The following is a 19866-nucleotide window of genomic DNA, read 5'->3' as shown; positions in this document are numbered from 1 at the left end:
GGGCGGCCCGAGGGCCGCCCTTTTTCGTTCAGTCCAGGCCGCCGATGTGGAAGCTCTTGATCTCGAGATATTCCTCAATGCCGACCTGGGCGCCTTCGCGGCCGAGGCCGGACTGCTTCACGCCGCCGAAGGGCGCCACTTCGGTTGAGATGGCGCCAGTGTTGAGGCCCACCATGCCGAACTCGAGCGCTTCGCCCACGCGCCAAGCCCGCTTCAGGCTCTCCGTGTAGAAATACGCTGCGAGCCCGTACGGCGTGCCGTTGGCGATGGCGAGCGCCTCGGCCTCCGTGTCGAACCGGAAGAGCGGAGCCACCGGGCCGAAAGTCTCCTCGCCGGCCAGCAGCATGTCCGTGTTGGCGCCGCCCAGCACGACCGGGGTCGTGTAGAAGCCGCCCCTGGGCGCAGGCGCCCGGGAGGACAGGGCCCGCGCGCCCTTGGCCAGGGCATCCGTCACGTGCCGCTCGATCTTCTCCAGCGCGGCCGCATTGATCATCGGTCCGATGTCGACCCCCGCCTCCGTGCCGTGTCCGACCTTCATGGCGGACACCCGGGCCGAAAGCCGTTCCGCAAAGGCGTCATAGACGCCGGACTGCACGAGGATGCGGTTGGCGCACACGCAGGTCTGGCCGCCGTTGCGGAACTTGGAGGCGATCACGCCCTCCACCGCCCGGTCGAGGTCCGCATCTTCGAACACGATGAACGGCGCATTGCCGCCGAGTTCGAGGCTCAGCCGCTTGATGCTGTCCGCGGCCTGCCGCATGAGCAGCGCGCCGACGCGGGTCGAACCGGTGAACGAGATCTTCCGGACGGTCGGGTTGCCGGTGAGCTCCGCGCCGATCGCGGCGGGCATGCCCGTCACGATGTTGATCACCCCGGCCGGGATGCCGGCCCGCTCGGCCAGGGCCCCGAGCGCCAGGGCCGAGAAGGGCGTGAGGTCGGAGGGCTTGATCACCACGGTGCAGCCGGCTGCGAGCGCAGGGGCGACCTTGCGGGTGATCATGGCGTTCGGGAAGTTCCAGGGCGTCACGATCCCGCAGACGCCGACCGGCTCCTTCAGCACCAGGATGCGCCGGTCGAGCGTCGGGGACGGAATCGTGGTCCCGCCGATGCGGCGCGCCTCCTCGGCGAACCACTTCACGAAGGACGCGCCATAGCGGATCTCGCCCTGCGCCTCCGCCAGGGGCTTGCCCTGTTCGGTGGTGAGGATGAGCGCGAGCGCCTGGAGGTTCTCGAGCATCAGCGCGTGCCAGCGCTCCAGCAGCGCCGCGCGCTCCCCTGGGTCTTGGCCCGCCAGGGACCGAAGGCCTCCGCCGCGGCCTCGATCGCGTCGCGCGTGTCCTGGCCGTCGGCGTCCGGGACGGTCCCGATCACCTCGCGGGTGGCGGGATCGGTGACGTCGATGGTCGCGCCGCTGCCCGCGTCGCGCCAGGCGCCGGCGATCAGGCATTTCTGCCGCAGCAGCCCCGTGTGGCTCAGCATGTCGGATCTCCTTCGTTCAGAGCGCCGCCAGCAGGGCGGCTGTGATCGCCTCGGTGCGGTCCTTGCCCGGGACGGCGCCGACGCCCGACGCGGTCGTGCGCTCGATGGCCGCCATAAGCGCCCGCGCGGCTTTAGATCCGGTCGGCGGGATGTGGTCGCTGGACCGGCCATAGCGGTTGACCCAAGCATCGCCGGCCCTATGCGGCATTTTGCGTCGAACCGAAGCCGCCCCGCGGCAGATCGCGCCGAAATGCGGCCGAGCGGCGGAGTCCGCGTCCTCCGGAGCGCCCAGGACACCTAAATCGACGGAATGTGCCGACTAATCGGCGATCCGCAGCGCATGATGCGGCGCTGCTTGGGATACAAGACGGAGGGGCGCTGAGGCAGGGTGGGCACGCTGGTGACGGGTGCGACGGACGAGCTGACGATCGAATCCTACCGCATGCGGATCGCGGACATCCGCGATGTCGAACTGGAGCAGTTGCATGCGCTCTCGATGGCGGTCCGCTGGCCCCACCGCGGGGCGGATTGGGAGATGCTGCGCGGCTTCGGACAGGGCGTCGCCGCATGCGACGAGATTGGACGCGTCTTCGCCACCGCCATGTGGTTCGACCATGGGGACGACTTCGCCACCATGGGCATGCTGATCACGTCGCCCAGGCTCCAGACCCATGGCGCCGGACGCTGGCTGATGGAGCACGTCATCGCCCGCACGAGGCCGCGCCGGCTGGGCCTCAACGCCACGCGCCCGGCCATGCCGCTCTACAGATCCATGGGCTTCAAGGTGGAGGCCACCGTCTTCCAGTGCCAGGGCGAGGCCCTCGCGCCGCCGCGCGTCGAGGCGCCTGGGGCCCTTCGTCGGGTCAGGGCCGGCGACGCGGCGGCGGTGCTCGCGCTGGACCGGGAGGCCTTCGGGGCCGACAGGCTTCGCTTGCTCGAGCTGCTCCTGCCTCAATCGACGGGGCTCGTGCTCGAGCGCGGCGGGGACGTGGTCGGCTACGCCCTGTGCCGGCCGTTCGGCCGGGGGCACGTGATCGGGCCGCTCGTCGCGCGCAACGACGAGGACGCCGCCGCGCTCGCAAGCCCCCTGATCGCCGAGCACGCCGGCTCCTTCGTTCGCCTGGACACCCGCAACGAAACAGGTCCCTTCGCAGAGCTGCTCGTCCGGTCGGGCCTGCCGGTCTTCGACACGGTCACGACCATGTCGCTCGGTCCCGGGCCGTGGCTCCGGACGCCTGACGCGGGGGGAACCCCACGGGTCTACGGATTGGCGAGCCACGCGCTCAGCTGAGGATCGCCCGAAGGCACGCGCACACCTCGGCGGGCGAGAAAGAACGTGGCGGCCGTCCCCATGAAGCCGCCGCCGAGCACGATCACGTTCATCGCCTTCTCCAGGCCGCGCGGAATTCCGAGCTGGCAAGCTGCCGCTCCCACCTGATCGCGTCAAAGTTGGGAATCGAGGCGCCCCATAAGCGCGGCCTATGGGGCGACACGCCCAGCCCAGCTCATAATGCGGGCATGAGGCACACCAGATCGGCATGCCCGATGGTTTCGACGTGAATGTCGTGGTGCGGTTGGTTGTTCATGGCGATGCCCAGCGAGACTTCGCCGGCGCGCAGCATGTCCACGATGTGGCGGAAAGCACATTCGGGAAGGCTGTCGCGCGCCGGACGCTTCGCCCGGCGCGCGGTTCGCAGGCCGCAACTCGGCCGGCGGGAGACACGGCGAAACGACGAGAACCGAAACCGATCAGGAATCGGAACCTGTCCTCCAGCCTCCCTCGATGGGGATCCCCGAGCTGAGGCCATGTATGTGATCTTGAGAGGGAAAGTGGCGGGAGTGACGGGGCTCGAACCCGCGGCCTCCGGCGTGACAGGCCGGCGCTCTAACCAACTGAGCTACACCCCCGCGAGGCGAACCGTCGAAGCAGTCCGCTGCGGTGGCGCTGATCTACGGGAGCCCCCCTCCCCTGTCAACAGCCTCGGCGCAAATTTCACGCGCCGGGAGCCGCGGGCTGGGGAGCGGCGGCCTCCTCCGTCCGGCCACTCTGCGGCTCAGGCCTGGATTCCGCTTGAATCCGCAAGGCGCGGAGCGCGTTAACGATAACCGCGACGTCGATGCCCTCCTGCAGGAGCGCCCCTTCAAGGGGACTCAGGTAGCCCAGACTGGCGGCCACCATGCCGGCCAGGGAGAGCCCCATGCCGGCCCAGACGCTCTGCAGCGCGATTCGACGGGAATGGCGGGCGATGAGAATCGCCGAGGGCAGCCTGTCGAGGTCATCGACCAGGATGACCGCATCCGCCGCCTCCGAGGCGGCTGCCGCGCCGCGGGCTCCCATGGCGACGCCCACGTCCGCCGCAGCGAGGGCCGGCGCGTCGTTGACGCCGTCGCCCACCATGACGGTCGTCCCGCGCCCATGCTCGCGGCGCACCGTGTCCACCTTCTCGGCCGGACTCGCGCCGGCGATGACCAGGTCCACGGGCAAGCCTTTGACCGCGGCGTTCGCCACGGCGGGCGCGTCGCCCGTGACCAGCACGATGCGGGAAACGCCGCTTCGGCGCAGCCGCGCCAGCGCCCTCGCCGCCTCCGGGCGGACCACGTCCGCCAGGGTGATCGCCCCGGCTACGCGGCCGCCGATTCCCACATAGGCCGTCATGCCGCGCTCGCCGCCCCGGGCGCGCCGCGACTCGGCCCAGGACCGATCGGCCGCATGGGCGGCCACATGGTCATAGGCGCCGACGGCCACGCGCCGCCCCTGCACCTCGCCGGTCAGACCCGCGCCGTGCGCTTCCGATACCGCCCGCGGCGGCGCCAGCGCGCGCCCCTGCCGGCGCGCATGCTCGGCGATGGCGGCGGACACCACGTGCGACGAGCCCTGAGAGAGCGCGCCAGCGGCCGCGAGGATCTCGTCCGGCGTGAAATCCTCGTGGGCGTCGATCCCCACCACCATGGGCGTCCCGACAGTGAGCGTGCCAGTCTTGTCGAACAGCAGCGCCGTGACGCGGGAAAGGCGCTCGAGCACGCCAGCGTTCTTGATGAGCACGCCGGCCCGGGCGCATCGGGACATCCCGGCTACGATGGCGACAGGAACCGCCAGGATCAGCGGGCACGGCGTCGCCACGACGAGCACGGCCAGCATCCGGACCGGGTCATGGGTGACGAGCCAGGTTCCCCCGGCCAGGGCCACGGTGAGCCCCAGGAACGCCATGGCGTAGCGGTCGGCGAGGCGAGCCATGGGCGCCCGGGACTGCTGGGCGGCCGACACCATGCGCACGATGCCCGCATAGGCGCTCTCGGAGGGCCTGCGGCTCGCCACCATCTCGAAGGCGCCTCCGGCGTTGGCGCAGCCGCTGACGAACTCGGCGCCGGTCGGCGCCCGGACCGGCAGGGATTCGCCCGTCATGGCGGATTGGTCCAGGAGAGCCTCGCCATCGGCGACGACGCCGTCGGCCGGCGTGACGTCGCCAGGCCGCACCAGCAGCCTGTCGCCGGCCTCGACCGACCCAAGGGGAACCTCCTCCAGCTTTCCGCCGCGAAGGCGCCAGGCGCTTCGGGGCGCACGGGCGAGCAGCGCCGTCATATCGCGCCCCGCCCGCCGCTCGGCGAAGGCCTCGAGCATGGACCCGCCGGCGTACATCAGGGCCACCACGGCGGCGGCGAGCGTCTCGCCAAGGACGAGCGCCCCCGTCATGGACAGGGCCGCCACGATGTCGAGGCCGAACTCGCCGCGCCAGAGGCTGACCACGATGGAGACGACGAGGCCCGCCAGCACCACTGCGGCTCCCGCCGCCCAGGCGAGGCTCGCCTGCTCCGGACGCCCGACCAGGGTCAGGACCAACCCTGTGGCCAAGCCGAGCACGGCGACGGCGAACAGGGCGCGGGTGACGTGGACGGACTGCATGCGGCCTCCCGAGGGCCAGCATGGAGGGTGCGCGAGGAAAGCGCCATGCTCTGGCTCAACCGGGCCCATGGCGCGCATGCGCCAGGGCCGCCGCGCAGCTTGGCGCGGCCTTGGCGGAGGCGCTGATCACGACGGGCGATGGTGGGCGGTGAGGGACTCGAACCCCCGACATCCTCGGTGTAAACGAGGCGCTCTACCAACTGAGCTAACCGCCCCCGAACCGGCCGCAGGCGCGCCGGAGGCGCCGCCGCGTGGGCGGCCCCTTATGACAACCCCGCCCGGCGGGCGCAAGCGCCGGCCGAGACGGAACGGGCCGGCCGCAGAGGGCCGGCCCTGAACGCGCGGCGCGCGTGCGCCGCGTCGCGCCTCAGCCGTTGAGGGCGGCCTTGAGGCCGGCGCCGGCCTTGAACTTCGGAGCCTTGGAGGCCTTGGTCTTGATGGTCTCGCCCGTGCGCGGGTTGCGCGCCTCGCCGGCGGGACGGTCGGTGACGAGGAAGGTGCCGAAGCCGACGAGGCGAACTTCCGTCCCGCTCTTCAGCGTGTTCGTGATCGCATCGAGAACAGCGTCGACAGCCGCAGCGGCCTGGTTCTTGTTGAGGTCCGCCTGCTCCGCGACGGCGGCGACGAGATCGCCCTTGTTCATCGGTTTCTCCTCTGAAATCTCTCGCGTCGATTCGAACGACGCCGATGGGTTTTTTCAGGTCGGGCGCCCCGGCGCAAGCGCCGTTCGCCGAAAATCTGAGGGATTCTCTAGGTTTTCTATAAGAGAAGGGCCCGCGAGCAAGCTCGCGAGCCCTCAAATGTCAGTTCCTGCAGCGGAAAAGGTCGTGACTTAGTGCGCGACCATTCCGGAGGTGTCCTCCTCGCCCGCGGGCTTGGCCCGCACGGCGGTGAGGTCTTCTTCCCACTCGATCCGCTGCGGCTGGCGCACCAGGGCATGCCGGATGACCTCGTCCATGCGCGAGACGGGCACGATCTCGAGACCGTTCTTCACGCTGGCCGGGATATCCGCCAGGTCCTTGGCGTTCTCCTCCGGGATCAGCACCTTCTTGACGCCGCCGCGCAACGCCGCAAGGAGCTTCTCCTTGAGGCCGCCGATGGGCAGCACCCGCCCGCGCAGCGTCACCTCGCCCGTCATCGCGATGTCGTGGCGCACCGGGATGCCGGTGAGCACGGACACGATGGCGGTCGCCATGCCGATGCCGGCCGACGGGCCGTCCTTCGGGGTCGCCCCCTCCGGGACGTGGACGTGGATGTCGCGCCGGTCGAAGAGCGGCGGCTCGATGCCGAAGTCCACCGCCCGCGAGCGGACATAGGACGCCGCCGCCGAGATCGACTCCTTCATCACGTCCTTGAGGTTGCCGGTCACGGTCATCTTGCCGCGGCCGGGCATCATGACGCCCTCGATGGTCAGCAACTCGCCGCCCACCTCGGTCCAGGCCAGCCCGGTGACCACGCCCACCTGGTCCTCCTCCTCCGTCTCGCCGTAGCGGAACTTCGGCACGCCGAGGAAGTCGGGAAGATTGGCCGTGGTGACGACCACCTTCTTCTTCTTCGACAGCATGATCTCCTTGACCGCCTTGCGGGCGAGGTTCTGGAGCTCACGGGTCAGGTTGCGGACGCCCGCCTCCCGCGTGTAGCGGCGGATGAGCATCAGCAGCGCGTCGTCCTCGATCGCCCACTCCTTCTCCTCCAGGCCGTGCTTCTTGACGGCCTCGGGGATCAGGTGGCGCTTGGCGATCTCCAGCTTCTCCTCTTCGGTGTAGCCGGCGATGCGGATGACCTCCATGCGGTCCAGCAGGGGCGGCGGGATGTTGAGCGTGTTCGCCGTCGTCACGAACATCACGTTCGACAGGTCGTAGTCGACCTCGAGGTAATGGTCGTTGAACGAGCTGTTCTGCTCGGGATCCAGCACCTCCAGCAGCGCCGAGGACGGATCGCCGCGGAAATCCATGCCCATCTTGTCGATCTCGTCGAGCAGGAAGAGCGGATTCTGCGTCTTCGCCTTGCGCAGGCTCTGGATGATCTTGCCCGGCATGGAGCCGATATAGGTGCGCCGGTGGCCGCGGATCTCGGCCTCGTCACGCACGCCGCCGAGCGACATGCGCACGAACTCGCGACCCGTCGCCTTGGCGATCGACTTGCCGAGCGAGGTCTTACCGACGCCCGGAGGGCCGACGAGGCACAGGATCGGGCCGGTGAGCTTGTTCGAGCGTCCCTGGACGGCCAGGTACTCGATGATCCGCTCCTTCACCTTCTCCAGGCCGTAGTGCTCGGCGTCCAGAAGCTCCTCGGCGCTGGCGAGGTCCTTCTTGACCTTCGAGCGCTTGCCCCAGGGCAGCGACAACATCCAGTCGAGATAGTTGCGGACGACGGTCGCCTCAGCCGACATGGGCGACATCTGGCGGAGCTTCTTCATCTCCGCCTGCGCCTTGTCGCGGGCTTCCTTCGTCAGCTTGGTCTTCTCGATGCGCTCCTCGAGCTCGGCGAGTTCGTCCTTGCCGTCCTCGTCGCCCAGCTCCTTCTGGATCGCCTTCATCTGCTCGTTGAGGTAGTACTCGCGCTGGGTCTTCTCCATCTGGCGCTTGACGCGCGAGCGGATGCGCTTCTCCACCTGCAGCACGGAGATCTCGCTCTCCATGAAGCCCAGAACCTTCTCGAGCCGCTTGGAGACCTCGGTGATCTCGAGCACGTCCTGCTTGTCGGTGATCTTCACCGCCAGGTGGGACGCGATCGTGTCGGCGAGCTTGGAATAATCGTCGATCTGTCCGACGGCCGCGACGACCTCGGGCGAGACCTTCTTGTTGAGCTTCACGTAGCTCTCGAACTCGGAGACCACGGAGCGCGCGAGCGCCTCGGCCTCGATCTTGTTCGGGATCTGGTCGGCGAGCGCCTCGGCCTCGGCCTCGTAGTAGTCCTCGGACCGGACGTACTGGCGCACCTTGGCGCGGCCCACGCCCTCGACCAGCACCTTCACGGTGCCATCGGGCAGCTTGAGCAGCTGCAGCACGCTGGCGAGGGTGCCGATGGCGTGGATCGCATCCGTCGCCGGATCGTCGTCGGCGGCGTTCTTCTGGGTGGCGAGCAGGATCAGCTTCTCGCTCTTCACCACCTCCTCGAGAGCCTTGATGGACTTCTCGCGGCCGACGAAGAGCGGCACGATCATGTGCGGGAAGACGACGATGTCACGCAGCGGCAGCACCGGAAACACATCAACCGCACCGGGCTCGATCTGCGGACGCTGTCTGGGAGTCGTCATAGAAGGGGTCATCCTTTCTGGTGCGCTCGCGAGGGCTCCCGACGGGCAGCCCGGCGAACGAGAAAGCGACGGCGCGAGGGATTGCGATCGCCGCTGGCGCACCCGGCTCCTCCAGAACCGCTTCCCACTCGGGAAACGGCCTGTTTGGCATGAGCGAACCGGCTGTTGTCGTTAGCCATCAGATGGTTGTGCAACGGCCCATCTTCAAGCCGGAAGGGAGCCCTGGCGCCCGCGGGGAGCGCCAGGACTGGTTGGGCGTCAGGCGCTGGAGGCGGCCTGCTCGTTGGCCTTGTCCGAGTAGATATAGAGCGGACGAGCCTTGCCTTCGATGACCTCGGGGCCGATCACCACCTGTTCGCAGCCCTCGAGGCTGGGCAGGTCGTACATCGTCTCGAGCAGGATGCCCTCCATGATGGAGCGCAGGCCGCGGGCGCCCGTCTTGCGCTCGATCGCCTTCTTGGCGATCAGCGACACCGCCTCGTCCGCGAAGGTGAGCTCCACGTCCTCCATCTCGAAGAGGCGGGCGTACTGCTTCACAAGCGCGTTCTTCGGCTCGGTGAGGATCTTCTTCAGCGCGGGCTCGTCGAGGTCCTCGAGCGTCGCGATCACCGGCAGGCGGCCGACGAACTCGGGGATGAGGCCGAACTTCAGCAGGTCCTCAGGCTCGACCTCGCGGAAGATCGCGCCGGTGCGGCGGTCGTCCGGGGCCTCGACCTTGGCGCCGAAACCGATCGACGTGCCCTTGCCGCGGGCGGAGATGATCCGCTCGAGGCCGGCGAAGGCGCCGCCGCAGATGAACAGGATGTTCGTGGTGTCGACCTGCAGGAACTCCTGCTGCGGATGCTTGCGGCCGCCCTGCGGAGGCACGGAGGCGACGGTGCCTTCCATGATCTTCAGCAGGGCCTGCTGCACGCCCTCGCCCGACACGTCGCGCGTGATGGACGGGTTGTCCGACTTGCGGGAGATCTTGTCGATCTCGTCGATATAAACGATGCCGCGCTGGGCGCGCTCGACGTTGTAGTCGGACGCCTGGAGCAGCTTGAGGATGATGTTCTCGACGTCCTCGCCCACGTAACCGGCTTCGGTCAGGGTCGTGGCGTCGGCCATCGTGAACGGCACGTCCAGGATGCGGGCCAGCGTCTGGGCCAGCAGCGTCTTGCCGGAGCCGGTGGGGCCCACGAGCAGGATGTTGGACTTGGCCAGCTCGACGTCATTGTGCTTCGTGGCGTGGTTCAACCGCTTGTAGTGGTTGTGCACGGCGACGGAGAGCACCTTCTTGGCGTGATCCTGGCCGATGACGTAATCGTCCAGAACCTTGCGGATCTCCTTCGGGGTCGGAACCCCGTCGCGGGACTTCACCAGCGAGGACTTGTTCTCCTCGCGGATGATGTCCATGCACAACTCGACGCACTCGTCGCAGATGAACACCGTCGGACCCGCGATGAGTTTGCGGACCTCGTGCTGGCTCTTGCCGCAGAACGAGCAGTACAGCGTGCTCTTGGAATCACCGCTGCCGACTTTGCTCATGGCGAACCTCCACTCGATCGAGAGCCGGACGGCAGCCGCGCGGCTCGTTCGATCAGGTTATGGGGCGCAAGGTGAAGAAACGGTAGTTCCGCCACCCCGTGACCCCAGGGACATATCCCCGTCTGGCGCCGAACCATGTCGGATTCGGGACCATGCCTGCCGATGCAAACATGGCGCCCGCCGGGGATCAATAGCGTGCATCCCGGATGCGGGACGCCGACCACAGGACACAAACCAGCGTAAAAGCCCGTCTGTTCCATCGGTTAGTTTGAGGGCGCGCGCCAAGCGCGCAATGCGCCCGAAAGGCGAAATCGCGCCCTTGTGTCGCGCATGTGACTGTTATGTCCTTGCACGGCGGTTCTCGGCGGGCGCCCGGCCCGCCTCATTCCGGCACAGAACAGGCGCGCCTGAAGGGCCTCAGGCCGCCGTGGTGTCCACCGGCCGCTTCTCCATGACCTGGTCGACGATGCCAAAGGCCTTTGCGCCCTCCGCGGTCATGAAGTTGTCGCGCTCGAGGGCCTCCTCGATCGCCTTATAGTCCTTGCCGGTGTGCTTCTCGTAGATCTCGTTGAGACGGCGCTTCAGGCCCTCGACCTCGCGGGCGTGGATGAGGATGTCCGTCACCTGGCCCTGGTAGCCGCCGGACGGCTGGTGAACCATGATGCGGGCGTTCGGCAGCGCGAAGCGCATGTCCTTCTCACCGGCCGCCAGCAGGAGCGAGCCCATGGAGGCCGCCTGGCCAATGCAGAGCGTCGACACCGCGGGGCGGATGAACTGCATCGTGTCGTAGATGGCCAGGCCCGAGGTGACGATGCCCCCGGGCGAGTTGATGTAGATCGAGATCTCCTTCTTCGGGTTCTCGGATTCAAGGAACAGCAGCTGGGCTACCACCAGGGAGGCCATGTTGTCCTCGACCGGCCCGGTCAGGAAGATCACGCGCTCGCGCAGCAGGCGGGAATAGATGTCGAACGCGCGCTCGCCGCGGTTGGACTGCTCCACGACCATGGGCACGAGCATGTTGTTGTAGACTTCGATCGGATCGCGCATGGCCGTGCTCTTCAAGGAAAGGGGTAAAGGAAGGCGCGCCGGGGACCCGGCGACGCATCCCAACATAGTGACCCGAACCGCCTGCGCAAAGGGGCGCCGGCGGACGGAGTGAACGAAGCCTCACCAGCAAAACAGGCGGCCGTGTGGCCGCCTGTCGTTTCAGTAGCCGTCCTTGCGAGGAGCGAAGCGACGAAGCAATCCAGGGGCGACCTGGGGCCAGACTGGATTGCTTCGCTGCGCTCGCAATGACGGTGGGTCGAGGACCCTCACTCCGACGCGTTGGTCTGGGGCGTGTCGGAGGCCGGCTCGGCGGCCTCGGCCTTCTTCTTGGAGGCGCGGGCCTTCTTGGGCTTGTCCTCCGCGGACGCCGCAGCGGCCGGCTTCTCGTCCTCGTCCTCAGCCATCAGCTCTTCCTTCGAGACCTTCTTCTCGGTCACGTTGGCGGAGCCCAGGATGTGGTCGACGACCTTCTCCTCGAAGATCGGGGCGCGGATCTCGGCGAGCGCCTGCGGGTTCTTCCGATAGAAGTCCCACACCATGCGCTCCTGGCCGGGGAACTGGCGGGCGCGCTCGACGAGAGCCTGCGAGACCTCCTCGTCGGACACCTGCACCTGCGCCTTCTCGCCGATCTCGGCGAGCACGAGGCCGAGGCGGACGCGGCGGGCCGCGATCTTCTCGTACTCGGCGCGAGCCTCCTCCTCCGTGGTGTCCTCGTCCGCGAAGGTCTTGCCCGACTGCTGCATGTCGGCCTGGACCTGGCGCCAGATATTGTCGAACTCCTGGGACATCAGGCTCGGCGGCAGGTCGAACGCGTACTGGGCGTCCAGCGCGTCCAGCAGCTGGCGCTTCAGCTTGCGGCGGGACACGGCCGTGTAGTCGCGGGAAATGGCCTCGGTCAGCGCGGTCTTGAGCGCGTCGAGGTTCTCCATGCCGAACTGCTTGGCGAACTCGTCGTTGATCTCGACAGCCTGGGGCGCCTGCACGTCCTTCACCGTGGTGGCGAACTGCGCCTCCTTGCCGGCGAGGTGGGCCGCGCCGTACTCGGCCGGGAACGTGGCGGTGATCGTCAGCTCCTGGCCCTTGGCGGCGCCGATCAGCTGCTCCTCGAATCCGGGGATGAAGCCGTTGGAGCCGATGTCGACCGGGACGTCCGTGCCGGCGCCGCCCTCGAACGGCGTGCCGTCGATGGAGCCGACGAAGTCGACGATCACGCGGTCGCCCTTCTCGGCCTTGGCGCCCTCCTCCTTCGAAGAGAACTGGCGATTCTGCTGGGCCAGGCGCTCAAGCGCCTCCTGCAGCTCGCTCTCCGGGACCTCGTAGGTCTCGCGGGTGACAGACAGGCCGGCGAAGTCCTGGATCTCGAACTTGGGCAGCACCTCGAGCGAGACCTTGTAGGACAGGTCGCCCTTGGCCTCCATGGCCGCCTCGACCTCTTCCTTGCTCTCGGGGAAGACGATCTGCGGCTCGAGGGCGAGCTTCAGGCCCTGGTCCTCGACGATCTTGCGGTTGGTCTCGTTGACCAAGTTCTGCAGCACGTCGGCCATCACCGAGCGGCCGTAGACGCGGCGCAGGTGGCCGACCGGCACCTTGCCGGGGCGGAAGCCGTTGATGCGCACCTTGTCCTTGAGACCGACGAGCTCGTTGGTGAGGCGCTCCTCGAGATCCTTCGCCGGGAGAACGACGGTGAACTCGCGCTTCAACCCCTCCGAGAGTGTTTCCGTGACCTGCATAGCGTGACGTGCCTTCGAGCGTGAATTGGAGCAAGGGTACGCGGGAGCATGGGCCGGAGCCCACGGCGCCTCCTCAAGCCGCGCTGCGAAGCGCGTTTGGCGGCGACCTGGTGCGGGCGGAGGGACTTGAACCCACACGACTTGCGTCACTGGAACCTAAATCCAGCGCGTCTACCAGTTCCGCCACGCCCGCATGAGGGCGACCGCGCCCCACCGCGGAGCAGATGCCCCGACGGGTGCGGCTCTATACCATGCAAACGCCCGGACGCCAGCGAAAAGATGGCGTATCCTCCGCAAGGCGCCGTGCGCCAGCGAGCCTTCGCAAAACGGTCACTCGCGCTTCGCCGCGACGCATGGCACAAGAGCGCTGGGGCGCTTCGCCTCGGCTGGGATCCGTATTCGCTCATGATTGGAGCGCCTCCTTCGCTGCACGTTTCGCGCCGCGGCCTGCTGCAGGCCGCCGGGGCGGCGCTCGTGCTGCCTGCCTCCTCGACACGCCTCCTGGCCCAGGCCGCCGCGCCGGCCGCGGGCGCCGCGACCAAGGCGGACGGCCTGCCCACGGCCCTGCTCGAGGCCAAGCCGGCCGTGGCCGAGCTTGAGCCCGGCGCGCCCACGGACATCTGGGGCTTCGGCGGCCGCACCCCAGGGCCAGAGCTGCGCATCCGCAAGGACGAGCCGTTCCGGGCCAAGCTTGTGAACAGCGCCACCCAGCCGCTTTCCGTGCACTGGCACGGCATGCGGATCGCCAACGACATGGACGGGGTGGCCGGACTGACCCAGGAGGCCGTGGCGCCTGGCGCGAGCGCGGAGATCACCTTCACGCCGCCGGACGCCGGCACCTTCATCTACCGCCCGCTGACGCCGGGGCTGACCGCCGAGCAGACCGAGCGCGGGCTCGCGGGCGTGGTGGTGGTGGAAGACGCATCCGGGGCGCAGCCCGTCGACATCGATCGCGTGTGCGCCGTCGACGACTGGCGCCTGACCGACGAGCATCAGCTGGACTCCTTCACGAGCGTGGAGGAGCGTTCCGGCTTCGGGCGGCTGGGCAACGTGCTCACCGTCAACGGCCTGCGGGCTCCTCAGAAGCTCACCGTCCCGCCCGGCGCCCGGGTGCGGATCCGGCTCGCCAACCTGTGCAACGCGCGGCTGATGCGCATCCGCTTCGACGGGCTGAAGGCCTATGTGTCGGCCATCGACGGTCAACCCACCGACACCTTCGAGCCGCTGCGCTCGACCCTGCCCTTCGCCCCGGGCACGCGCTACGACGTGATCTTCGAGGCCGGCGAGGCGGGCTCGGGCGGGGCCGTCACCGCCATGCTCGGCTCGGGCCTGCCGCTTGTGGAGGTCAAGGTCGAGGGCGAGCCCATGTCGCGGCGACGCCCGGCCCTGCCGCCGCTGGCGCCGCTCGGCGAGAACGGCCGGCTGCCGCCCGCCATCCCGCTTCAGAAGGCGCAACGCGCGGACGTCGCGATCGAGGGCGGCGCCAAGCTCGGGCCGGACGGCAAGCCGTCCTACACGGGCGACCCGGCCCGGATCTGGACCATCAACGGCGTCAGCGGGGCGACCTCGGCCGAGAAAGTCGCATCCAAGCCGCTCGTATCTGTCAAGCGCGGCTCCACCGTGGTGCTGGCGCTCGCCAACCGGACAAGCTTCCCGCAGGTGATGCACCTCCATGGGCACAGCTTCCGGCTGCTGCACCCGCTCGATGACGGCTGGGAGCCGTATTGGCTCGACACCGTGATCGTGCCGGAGGGCCAAACGTCCCGCATCGCCTTCGTGGCCGACAACAAGGGCCGGTGGCTGCTGGGCTCCACGGTCCTGGAGCGGCTGGACACGGGCCTCTCGACCTGGATCGAGGTGACCTGACAGGGCGCCCTCCCCCGCCTTGTGGGTCGCGGGAGCCGCGGCTATAAGCCCGCCACCGCACGCCATTCCGCCGCCCGGAAGCAGGCGGCCCATCGCCAATCGGAGAGACCCATGGCCCTCGAGCGCACCTTCTCGATCATCAAGCCCGACGCCACCGAGCGCAACCTGACCGGCGCGGTCAACGCCGTGATCGAGGCCGCCGGCCTGCGCATCGTGGCGCAGAAGCGCATCCGCATGACCCGCCAGCAGGCCGAGACCTTCTACGCGGTCCACAAGGAGCGTCCCTTCTTCGGCGAGCTGGTCGACTTCATGATCTCCGCCCCAGTGGTCGTGCAGGTGCTCGAGGGCGAGAACGCCATCGCCAAGTACCGTGAGGTCATGGGCGCCACCAACCCGGCCAACGCCGCCGAGGGCACAATCCGCAAGCAGTTCGCCAAGTCGGTGGGCGAGAACTCGGTGCACGGCTCGGACGCCGCCGAGACGGCCGCGGTCGAGATCGCGCAGTTCTTTTCGGGCAATGAAATCGTCGGCTGAACCGCAGCCGCGGCGCAACTGAGGGTTCGTTGAACGAATCAACGGCGCTTCGCCGAATGGCGTGGACCTTTTCACCAAGGCCCACGCTGTGCTTATTCGACCAGAGATCGAGAGCCTGCTTCGCCGCTTGTTCGTGCGGCTCCCATTGCGGAGCGATGGGCAGGACCACGCCCCGGCCGATGCGATGGCGGCGGCTATGCCCGCCGCGCGCCGCCGCGCGCCGGCTCATGGCGGCGAGGTATCTCCCATCCTGGCCCAGGTTCGAGAATGGGCGCAGGCCGCCGCCTGGACGAACCAGCCCAGCATGGTTGTGCTCGAACAGGTGATGGCCGCGACCGAAGGGCGGCTGGACGAGGCCTTCGGGGCCGATGCGGGGGACGAGTCCCGGCAGAGCCTGCGGGACCTGTGCCGCCAGGAGGCGTGGCGGATGCTGATGGACATTCGCCGGGCCGCGTGATGTCTTGCGGGGTCGCTTGAATGGCCCCCGACATGAACGCACCAGCCTCCATCGTCCGCAAGAATTCCGTTTGTCCCCATGACTGCCCCTCCGCCTGCGCGCTGGAAGTGGAGGTCATCGACGGCTCCCGTATCGGGCGCGTCTATGGCTCGGCCGAGCAGCGCTACACGGCGGGCGTGGTCTGCGCCAAGGTGGCGCGCTACGCCGAGCGGGCGCATCATCCGGACCGGCTGACCCATCCGCTGCGGCGGGTCGGACCCAAGGGCTCCGGGCAGTTCGAGCGGATTTCCTGGGACGACGCCCTGGACATCGTGGCGCAAAACTTCCTCAAGGCGGAACGGGAGTTCGGCCCGGAGTCAGTCTGGCCCTACCACTACGCCGGCACCATGGGCCTCGTGATGCGCGACGGCATCAAGCGGCTCACCAACGTGAAGCGCTATTCGGGCTTCTACTCGACGATCTGCGTCAATCTGGCCTGGCCGGGTTACATCGCCGGAACCGGCAAGCTCGCAGGCCCGGACCCGCGCGAGATGGGGCTCGCCGACTGCGTCGTGATCTGGGGCACCAACGCCGTCGCCACGCAGGTGAACGTGATGACCCACGCCATCCGCGCCCGAAAGGAGCGCGGGGCGAAGATCGTGGTGATCGACGTCTACCGCAACGCCACCATGAAACAGGCCGACCTCGGCCTCTGCCTCAAGCCGGGCACGGACGGCGCGCTGGCCTGTGCGGTGATGCACGTGCTCTTCCGGGATGGGATGGCGGACTGGGACTACCTCCGCGAATTCACCGACGCGCCGGAGGAGCTGCGCGATCACCTGGCGGGCCGCACGCCGCACTGGGCCTCCGCGATCACCGGGCTTTCCGTCGACGAGATCGAGCAGTTCGCCCATCTGGTGGGGCGCACGCCGCGGACCTATTTCCGCCTGGGCTACGGCTTCTCGCGCCAGCGCAACGGCGCGGTGAACATGCACGCGGCGTCCTGCATCGCGGCCGTGACCGGCGCGTGGAAATACGAGGGCGGCGGCGCCTTCCACAACAACGGCGCGATCTACCACTGGCGCAAGGCGCTGATCGAGGGCCTGGACGCCCAGGACCCCAAGGTCCGCAGGCTCGACCAGTCGCAGATCGGCCGCGTTCTGACGGGCGATCCGGTCGCGCTGCGCGGCGGCCCGCCCGTGAAGGCGCTGCTGGTGCAGAGCACCAACCCGGCCGCCGTGGCGCCCGAGCAGGGGCTGGTGAAGAAGGGCTTCGCCCGCGAGGACCTGTTCGTCTGCGTGCACGAGCAGGTGATGACGGAGACGGCCAGGCACGCCGACATCGTGCTGCCGTCGACCATGTTTACCGAGCACGATGACCTCTACCAGGGCGGCGGGCACCAATACATCATGCTCGGGCCGAAGCTGGTCGACCCGCCCGGCGAATGCCGCTCCAACCACGAGGTGATCAGCGGCATCGCCGCCCGGGTCGGAGCCAAGCACCGCGGTTTCGACATGACTCCGCGCGACATCATCGACTGGACCCTCCAGAACTCCGGCTGGGGGACGCTGGCCGAGCTCGAGGCGGGCAAGTGGATCGATGCCCAGCCCTCATTCGAGCAGTCCCACTACCTCAACGGCTTCGCCTGGCCGGACCGGAAGTTCCGCTTCAAGCCCGACTGGCCCAACGTGCCCTTCGCCAATGACGGCCCGATGGGGCCGATGGACACCATGCCGAAGCTGCCCGATCATTGGGCAGTGATCGAGGACGCGACGCCGCTCTACCCCTTCCGGCTCGCGACCAGCCCGGCGCGCAACTTCCTGAACACGAGCTTCAACGAGACCCCCACCTCGCGGGCCAACGAGCCCCGGCCGACGGTGATGATCCACCCCGACGACGCCGCGGCGCTCAGCATCGCAGATGGCGAGCAGGTGCGGCTCGAGAACGAGCGCGGCTCGGTGCTAATCGCGGCCCGGCATTTCGACGGCGTGCGCCGCGGGGTGCTGATCGCCGAATCGATCTTCCCGGATTCGGCCTACCCGGACGGCAAGGGCATCAACCACCTGACTGGGGCGGATGCGCCTGCTCCTTTCGGCGGAGCCGCGTTCCACGACAATCACGTGCGCGTGTTGAAGGCTTGACGGCGGGCTCGCACCTGCGAAGGGTGAGGTATAAACCTGCCCTAGGGGATTCTCCGCATGCGCCTCGCCGTTCTCGCCGCCGCCCTGTCGCTCGCCTGTTCCAGCGCCGCCTTCGCGGGCGCGTCTTCGTCCAACTTCGGCGAGCCGCAGCCTGATCCCAAGACGCGGAACATGACCCGCTACGAGGCGAAGTTGTGGGTGTTCGACGGCTGCCTCATCAGCCAGTCGCGCCTGCAGGGCACGACGCGCGAGGCGGTGCACTCGCCCTGCAGCTGCTACGCGACCAAGACCATCGACCAGATGACCAAGGCCGAGTTCGATTTCTTCCGTGAGAAGAGCTACTTCGACGACTCGAGCCGCGAAAAGGGCTTCCGCAACCTCGACGCCTGCAAGCTGAAGCGGCCCATGTAAGCGGGCCTGCGCAGTCGCACCCGGCTTGCAGCAACCGTCCTTGCGAGGAGCGCAGCGACGAAGCGATCCAGAAGCGGGCTCCCGCCGCCTGGATTGCTTTGCTTCGATGCGCTCGCGATGACGGCGGGGAGCGCTACCCGACCACGTAGTCCGCGATCATCTTCACGTTCAGCGCCACGAGCACGGCCGCGATGGCGGCGGCTGTCGCGGTGAGCCAGCGGGGGGCCACGAGGGCGCCGAGCTTCCGGCGGGAGGCCGTGAAGATCACCAGCGGGACCACCGCGAACGGCAGCTGCAGGCTCAGCGCCACCTGGGACAGGATGAGCAGCTTGCTCGTCCCGCTCTCCCCGTACCAGATGGTCACCACCGCCGCGGGCACGATTGCGATCAGGCGGGTGACCAGCCGGCGGAGCCAAGGCGCGAGGCGGATGGAGAGGAAGCCCTCCATCACGATCTGGCCGGCCATGGTGGCCGTCACCGTCGAGTTCAGGCCGCAGCCGATCAGCGCGATAGCGAAAAGGGTGGGCGCAAGGGCGCTGCCCAGCAGCGGATGCAGCAGGGTGTGCGCGTCCCCGAGCTCCACCACCTCGTGCCGTCCCGCCCCGTGGAACGCGGCGCCTGCCAATATCAGGATGGACGCGTTGATGGTCAGGGCGAACATCAGCGCCAGCGTCGAATCGATCGTGGCGAACCGGAGCGCCTCGCGCCGCTCCGGCAGGCTGCGGCCATAATCGCGCGTCTGCACGATTCCCGAGTGCAGGTAGAGGTTATGGGGCATGACCGTGGCCCCGATGATGCCCAGCGCCAGGTAGAGCATGTCGGGGTTTGAGACGAGGTCGGTGGTGGGCGCGAAGCCGCGAATGACGGCGCCCCAGTCCGGGCTCGCCATCGCGATCTGGACGGCGAAGCAGGAGGCGATCACGCCGAGCACGGCGATGATGAACGCCTCCACGTAGCGGAATCCGAGCCGCTGCAGGTAGAGCACCAGGAAGACGTCGAGCGACGTCAGCAGCACTCCGAGCTCGAGGGGAATGCCGAAGAGCAGGTTGAGGCCGATCGCCGTGCCGATGACCTCGGCGAGGTCGGTCGCCACGATGGCGAGCTCGGCCAGGAGCCAGAGCGCCCAGGCCACCGGCCCCGGATAGGCGTCGCGACAGGCTTGGGCGAGATCACGGCCCGAGCCGATGGCGAGCCGGGCCGCGAGGGCCTGCAGCACGATGGCCATGATGTTGGACAGCAGCGCGACGAACAGCAGCGCGTAGCCGAATTTGGACCCGCCCGCCAGCGACGTCGCCCAGTTGCCCGGGTCCATGTAGCCGACGGCGACGAGGTAACCCGGGCCCAGGAAGGCGAGCAGGCGCCGCCACGCAGGCCCCGCGCGGCGCACGGCCACCGTGCCGTGCACGTCCGCGAGCGACGCGTCCCCTCGGGCGCGCCGCCACTCCCCTTCCAGCGGTTGCAGCTCCGCGACCCGCTGATCCATGCGACCGTCTCCGCGCGGCCGGAGAAGGCCGCACGATCAATCTGGGTCAGTT

14 protein-coding genes, 3 tRNA genes and 2 pseudogenes are annotated in these 19866 nt (G+C 68.5%); 6 read left to right on the top strand and 13 right to left on the bottom strand.

Going from position 1 to position 19866, the window contains the following annotated elements; translation table 11 throughout:
* Positions 1 to 28 precede the first annotated feature (28 nt).
* Positions 29 to 1479 (bottom strand): annotated as a pseudogene (locus tag SLNSH_RS08875) (NAD-dependent succinate-semialdehyde dehydrogenase).
* 16 nt (positions 1480 to 1495) lie between these two features.
* A pseudogene (locus tag SLNSH_RS08870) lies at positions 1496 to 1609 on the bottom strand (tartrate dehydrogenase); the annotation flags it as partial.
* A 312-nt stretch (positions 1610 to 1921) separates the two neighbouring features.
* Between SLNSH_RS08870 and SLNSH_RS08865 the strand changes: the two are divergent.
* The gene (locus SLNSH_RS08865; RefSeq protein WP_106336467.1) at positions 1922 to 2770 is read left to right on the top strand and encodes a GNAT family N-acetyltransferase; all 849 of its coding nucleotides are present in this window, start codon (positions 1922 to 1924) and stop codon (positions 2768 to 2770) included.
* Here the strand turns inward: SLNSH_RS08865 and SLNSH_RS25570 are convergent.
* The 10 genes from SLNSH_RS25570 to SLNSH_RS08820 all read right to left on the bottom strand — a co-directional run bounded on the left by SLNSH_RS25570 (position 2740) and on the right by SLNSH_RS08820 (position 13136).
* Positions 2740 to 2862: a hypothetical protein gene (locus SLNSH_RS25570; protein WP_280954464.1), complete on the bottom strand. Its 123-nt coding sequence runs from the start codon at positions 2860 to 2862 to the stop codon at positions 2740 to 2742. The genes SLNSH_RS08865 and SLNSH_RS25570 overlap by 31 nt on opposite strands.
* A gap of 448 nt (positions 2863 to 3310) precedes the next feature.
* Positions 3311 to 3387 (bottom strand) — tRNA-Asp (locus SLNSH_RS08860).
* 85 nt (positions 3388 to 3472) lie between these two features.
* A complete protein-coding gene (locus SLNSH_RS08855) occupies positions 3473 to 5380 on the bottom strand; it encodes a heavy metal translocating P-type ATPase (RefSeq protein WP_106336318.1) in 1908 nt (635 codons plus the stop codon).
* 139 nt (positions 5381 to 5519) lie between these two features.
* Positions 5520 to 5595 (bottom strand) — tRNA-Val (locus tag SLNSH_RS08850).
* 152 nt (positions 5596 to 5747) lie between these two features.
* Complete coding sequence (locus tag SLNSH_RS08845; RefSeq protein WP_106336317.1) at positions 5748 to 6023, bottom strand: HU family DNA-binding protein; 276 nt, start codon at positions 6021 to 6023, stop codon at positions 5748 to 5750.
* A 189-nt stretch (positions 6024 to 6212) separates the two neighbouring features.
* The gene (gene lon / locus SLNSH_RS08840; RefSeq protein ID WP_106336316.1) at positions 6213 to 8639 is read right to left on the bottom strand and encodes an endopeptidase La; all 2427 of its coding nucleotides are present in this window, start codon (positions 8637 to 8639) and stop codon (positions 6213 to 6215) included.
* 258 nt (positions 8640 to 8897) lie between these two features.
* Entirely contained in the window at positions 8898 to 10166 is a 1269-nt protein-coding gene (gene clpX / locus SLNSH_RS08835) for an ATP-dependent Clp protease ATP-binding subunit ClpX (protein ID WP_106336315.1), read from the bottom strand.
* A 417-nt stretch (positions 10167 to 10583) separates the two neighbouring features.
* A complete protein-coding gene (locus SLNSH_RS08830; protein ID WP_106336314.1) occupies positions 10584 to 11213 on the bottom strand; it encodes an ATP-dependent Clp protease proteolytic subunit in 630 nt (209 codons plus the stop codon).
* A 266-nt stretch (positions 11214 to 11479) separates the two neighbouring features.
* Positions 11480 to 12943, bottom strand: coding sequence for a trigger factor (gene tig / locus SLNSH_RS08825; RefSeq protein WP_106336313.1), 1464 nt, complete (start codon positions 12941 to 12943; stop codon positions 11480 to 11482).
* Positions 12944 to 13051: 108 nt separating this feature from the next.
* A tRNA-Leu gene (locus SLNSH_RS08820) sits at positions 13052 to 13136 on the bottom strand.
* Between the two features lie 212 nt (positions 13137 to 13348).
* Here SLNSH_RS08820 and SLNSH_RS08815 point away from each other — a divergent pair.
* From SLNSH_RS08815 to SLNSH_RS08795, 5 genes are all read left to right on the top strand, one after another.
* Positions 13349 to 14809: a multicopper oxidase family protein gene (locus SLNSH_RS08815; RefSeq protein WP_106336465.1), complete on the top strand. Its 1461-nt coding sequence runs from the start codon at positions 13349 to 13351 to the stop codon at positions 14807 to 14809.
* A 111-nt stretch (positions 14810 to 14920) separates the two neighbouring features.
* Complete coding sequence (ndk, locus tag SLNSH_RS08810; protein WP_106336312.1) at positions 14921 to 15343, top strand: nucleoside-diphosphate kinase; 423 nt, start codon at positions 14921 to 14923, stop codon at positions 15341 to 15343.
* Between the two features lie 196 nt (positions 15344 to 15539).
* Complete coding sequence (locus SLNSH_RS08805) at positions 15540 to 15800, top strand: hypothetical protein (RefSeq protein ID WP_146140226.1); 261 nt, start codon at positions 15540 to 15542, stop codon at positions 15798 to 15800.
* 32 nt (positions 15801 to 15832) lie between these two features.
* On the top strand, positions 15833 to 17920 hold the full coding sequence (locus tag SLNSH_RS08800; protein ID WP_106336463.1) for a molybdopterin-containing oxidoreductase family protein: 2088 nt from the start codon (positions 15833 to 15835) through the stop codon (positions 17918 to 17920).
* Between the two features lie 57 nt (positions 17921 to 17977).
* Positions 17978 to 18331 (top strand): hypothetical protein, encoded by a 354-nt coding sequence (locus SLNSH_RS08795; protein WP_106336310.1) that lies wholly within the window; start codon positions 17978 to 17980, stop codon positions 18329 to 18331.
* A 133-nt stretch (positions 18332 to 18464) separates the two neighbouring features.
* Here SLNSH_RS08795 and SLNSH_RS08790 read toward each other — a convergent pair whose 3' ends face one another.
* Complete coding sequence (locus tag SLNSH_RS08790) at positions 18465 to 19814, bottom strand: Nramp family divalent metal transporter (protein ID WP_106336309.1); 1350 nt, start codon at positions 19812 to 19814, stop codon at positions 18465 to 18467.
* Positions 19815 to 19866 lie beyond the last annotated feature (52 nt).

It is taken from the genome of Alsobacter soli, assembly GCF_003004785.1.
Taxonomy (GTDB): Bacteria; Pseudomonadota; Alphaproteobacteria; order Rhizobiales; family Beijerinckiaceae; genus Alsobacter; species Alsobacter soli.
Note: the sequence above shows the minus strand (reverse complement) of the source record. Positions and strands in the feature narration are given on the sequence as shown.

Excerpts from the sequence above, each read along its gene's own strand:
- SLNSH_RS08865 (WP_106336467.1), top strand. The coding sequence starts at position 1,922 with ATGCGGATCGCGGACATCCGCGATGTCGAACTGGAGCAGTTGCATGCG.
- SLNSH_RS25570 (WP_280954464.1), bottom strand. The coding sequence starts at position 2,862 with ATGAACGTGATCGTGCTCGGCGGCGGCTTCATGGGGACGGCCGCCACG.
- SLNSH_RS08855 (WP_106336318.1), bottom strand. The coding sequence starts at position 5,380 with ATGCAGTCCGTCCACGTCACCCGCGCCCTGTTCGCCGTCGCCGTGCTC.
- SLNSH_RS08845 (WP_106336317.1), bottom strand. The coding sequence starts at position 6,023 with ATGAACAAGGGCGATCTCGTCGCCGCCGTCGCGGAGCAGGCGGACCTC.
- lon (WP_106336316.1), bottom strand. The coding sequence starts at position 8,639 with ATGACGACTCCCAGACAGCGTCCGCAGATCGAGCCCGGTGCGGTTGAT.
- clpX (WP_106336315.1), bottom strand. The coding sequence starts at position 10,166 with ATGAGCAAAGTCGGCAGCGGTGATTCCAAGAGCACGCTGTACTGCTCG.
- SLNSH_RS08830 (WP_106336314.1), bottom strand. The coding sequence starts at position 11,213 with ATGCGCGATCCGATCGAAGTCTACAACAACATGCTCGTGCCCATGGTC.
- tig (WP_106336313.1), bottom strand. The coding sequence starts at position 12,943 with ATGCAGGTCACGGAAACACTCTCGGAGGGGTTGAAGCGCGAGTTCACC.
- SLNSH_RS08815 (WP_106336465.1), top strand. The coding sequence starts at position 13,349 with ATGATTGGAGCGCCTCCTTCGCTGCACGTTTCGCGCCGCGGCCTGCTG.
- ndk (WP_106336312.1), top strand. The coding sequence starts at position 14,921 with ATGGCCCTCGAGCGCACCTTCTCGATCATCAAGCCCGACGCCACCGAG.
- SLNSH_RS08805 (WP_146140226.1), top strand. The coding sequence starts at position 15,540 with ATGCCCGCCGCGCGCCGCCGCGCGCCGGCTCATGGCGGCGAGGTATCT.
- SLNSH_RS08800 (WP_106336463.1), top strand. The coding sequence starts at position 15,833 with ATGAACGCACCAGCCTCCATCGTCCGCAAGAATTCCGTTTGTCCCCAT.
- SLNSH_RS08795 (WP_106336310.1), top strand. The coding sequence starts at position 17,978 with ATGCGCCTCGCCGTTCTCGCCGCCGCCCTGTCGCTCGCCTGTTCCAGC.
- SLNSH_RS08790 (WP_106336309.1), bottom strand. The coding sequence starts at position 19,814 with ATGGATCAGCGGGTCGCGGAGCTGCAACCGCTGGAAGGGGAGTGGCGG.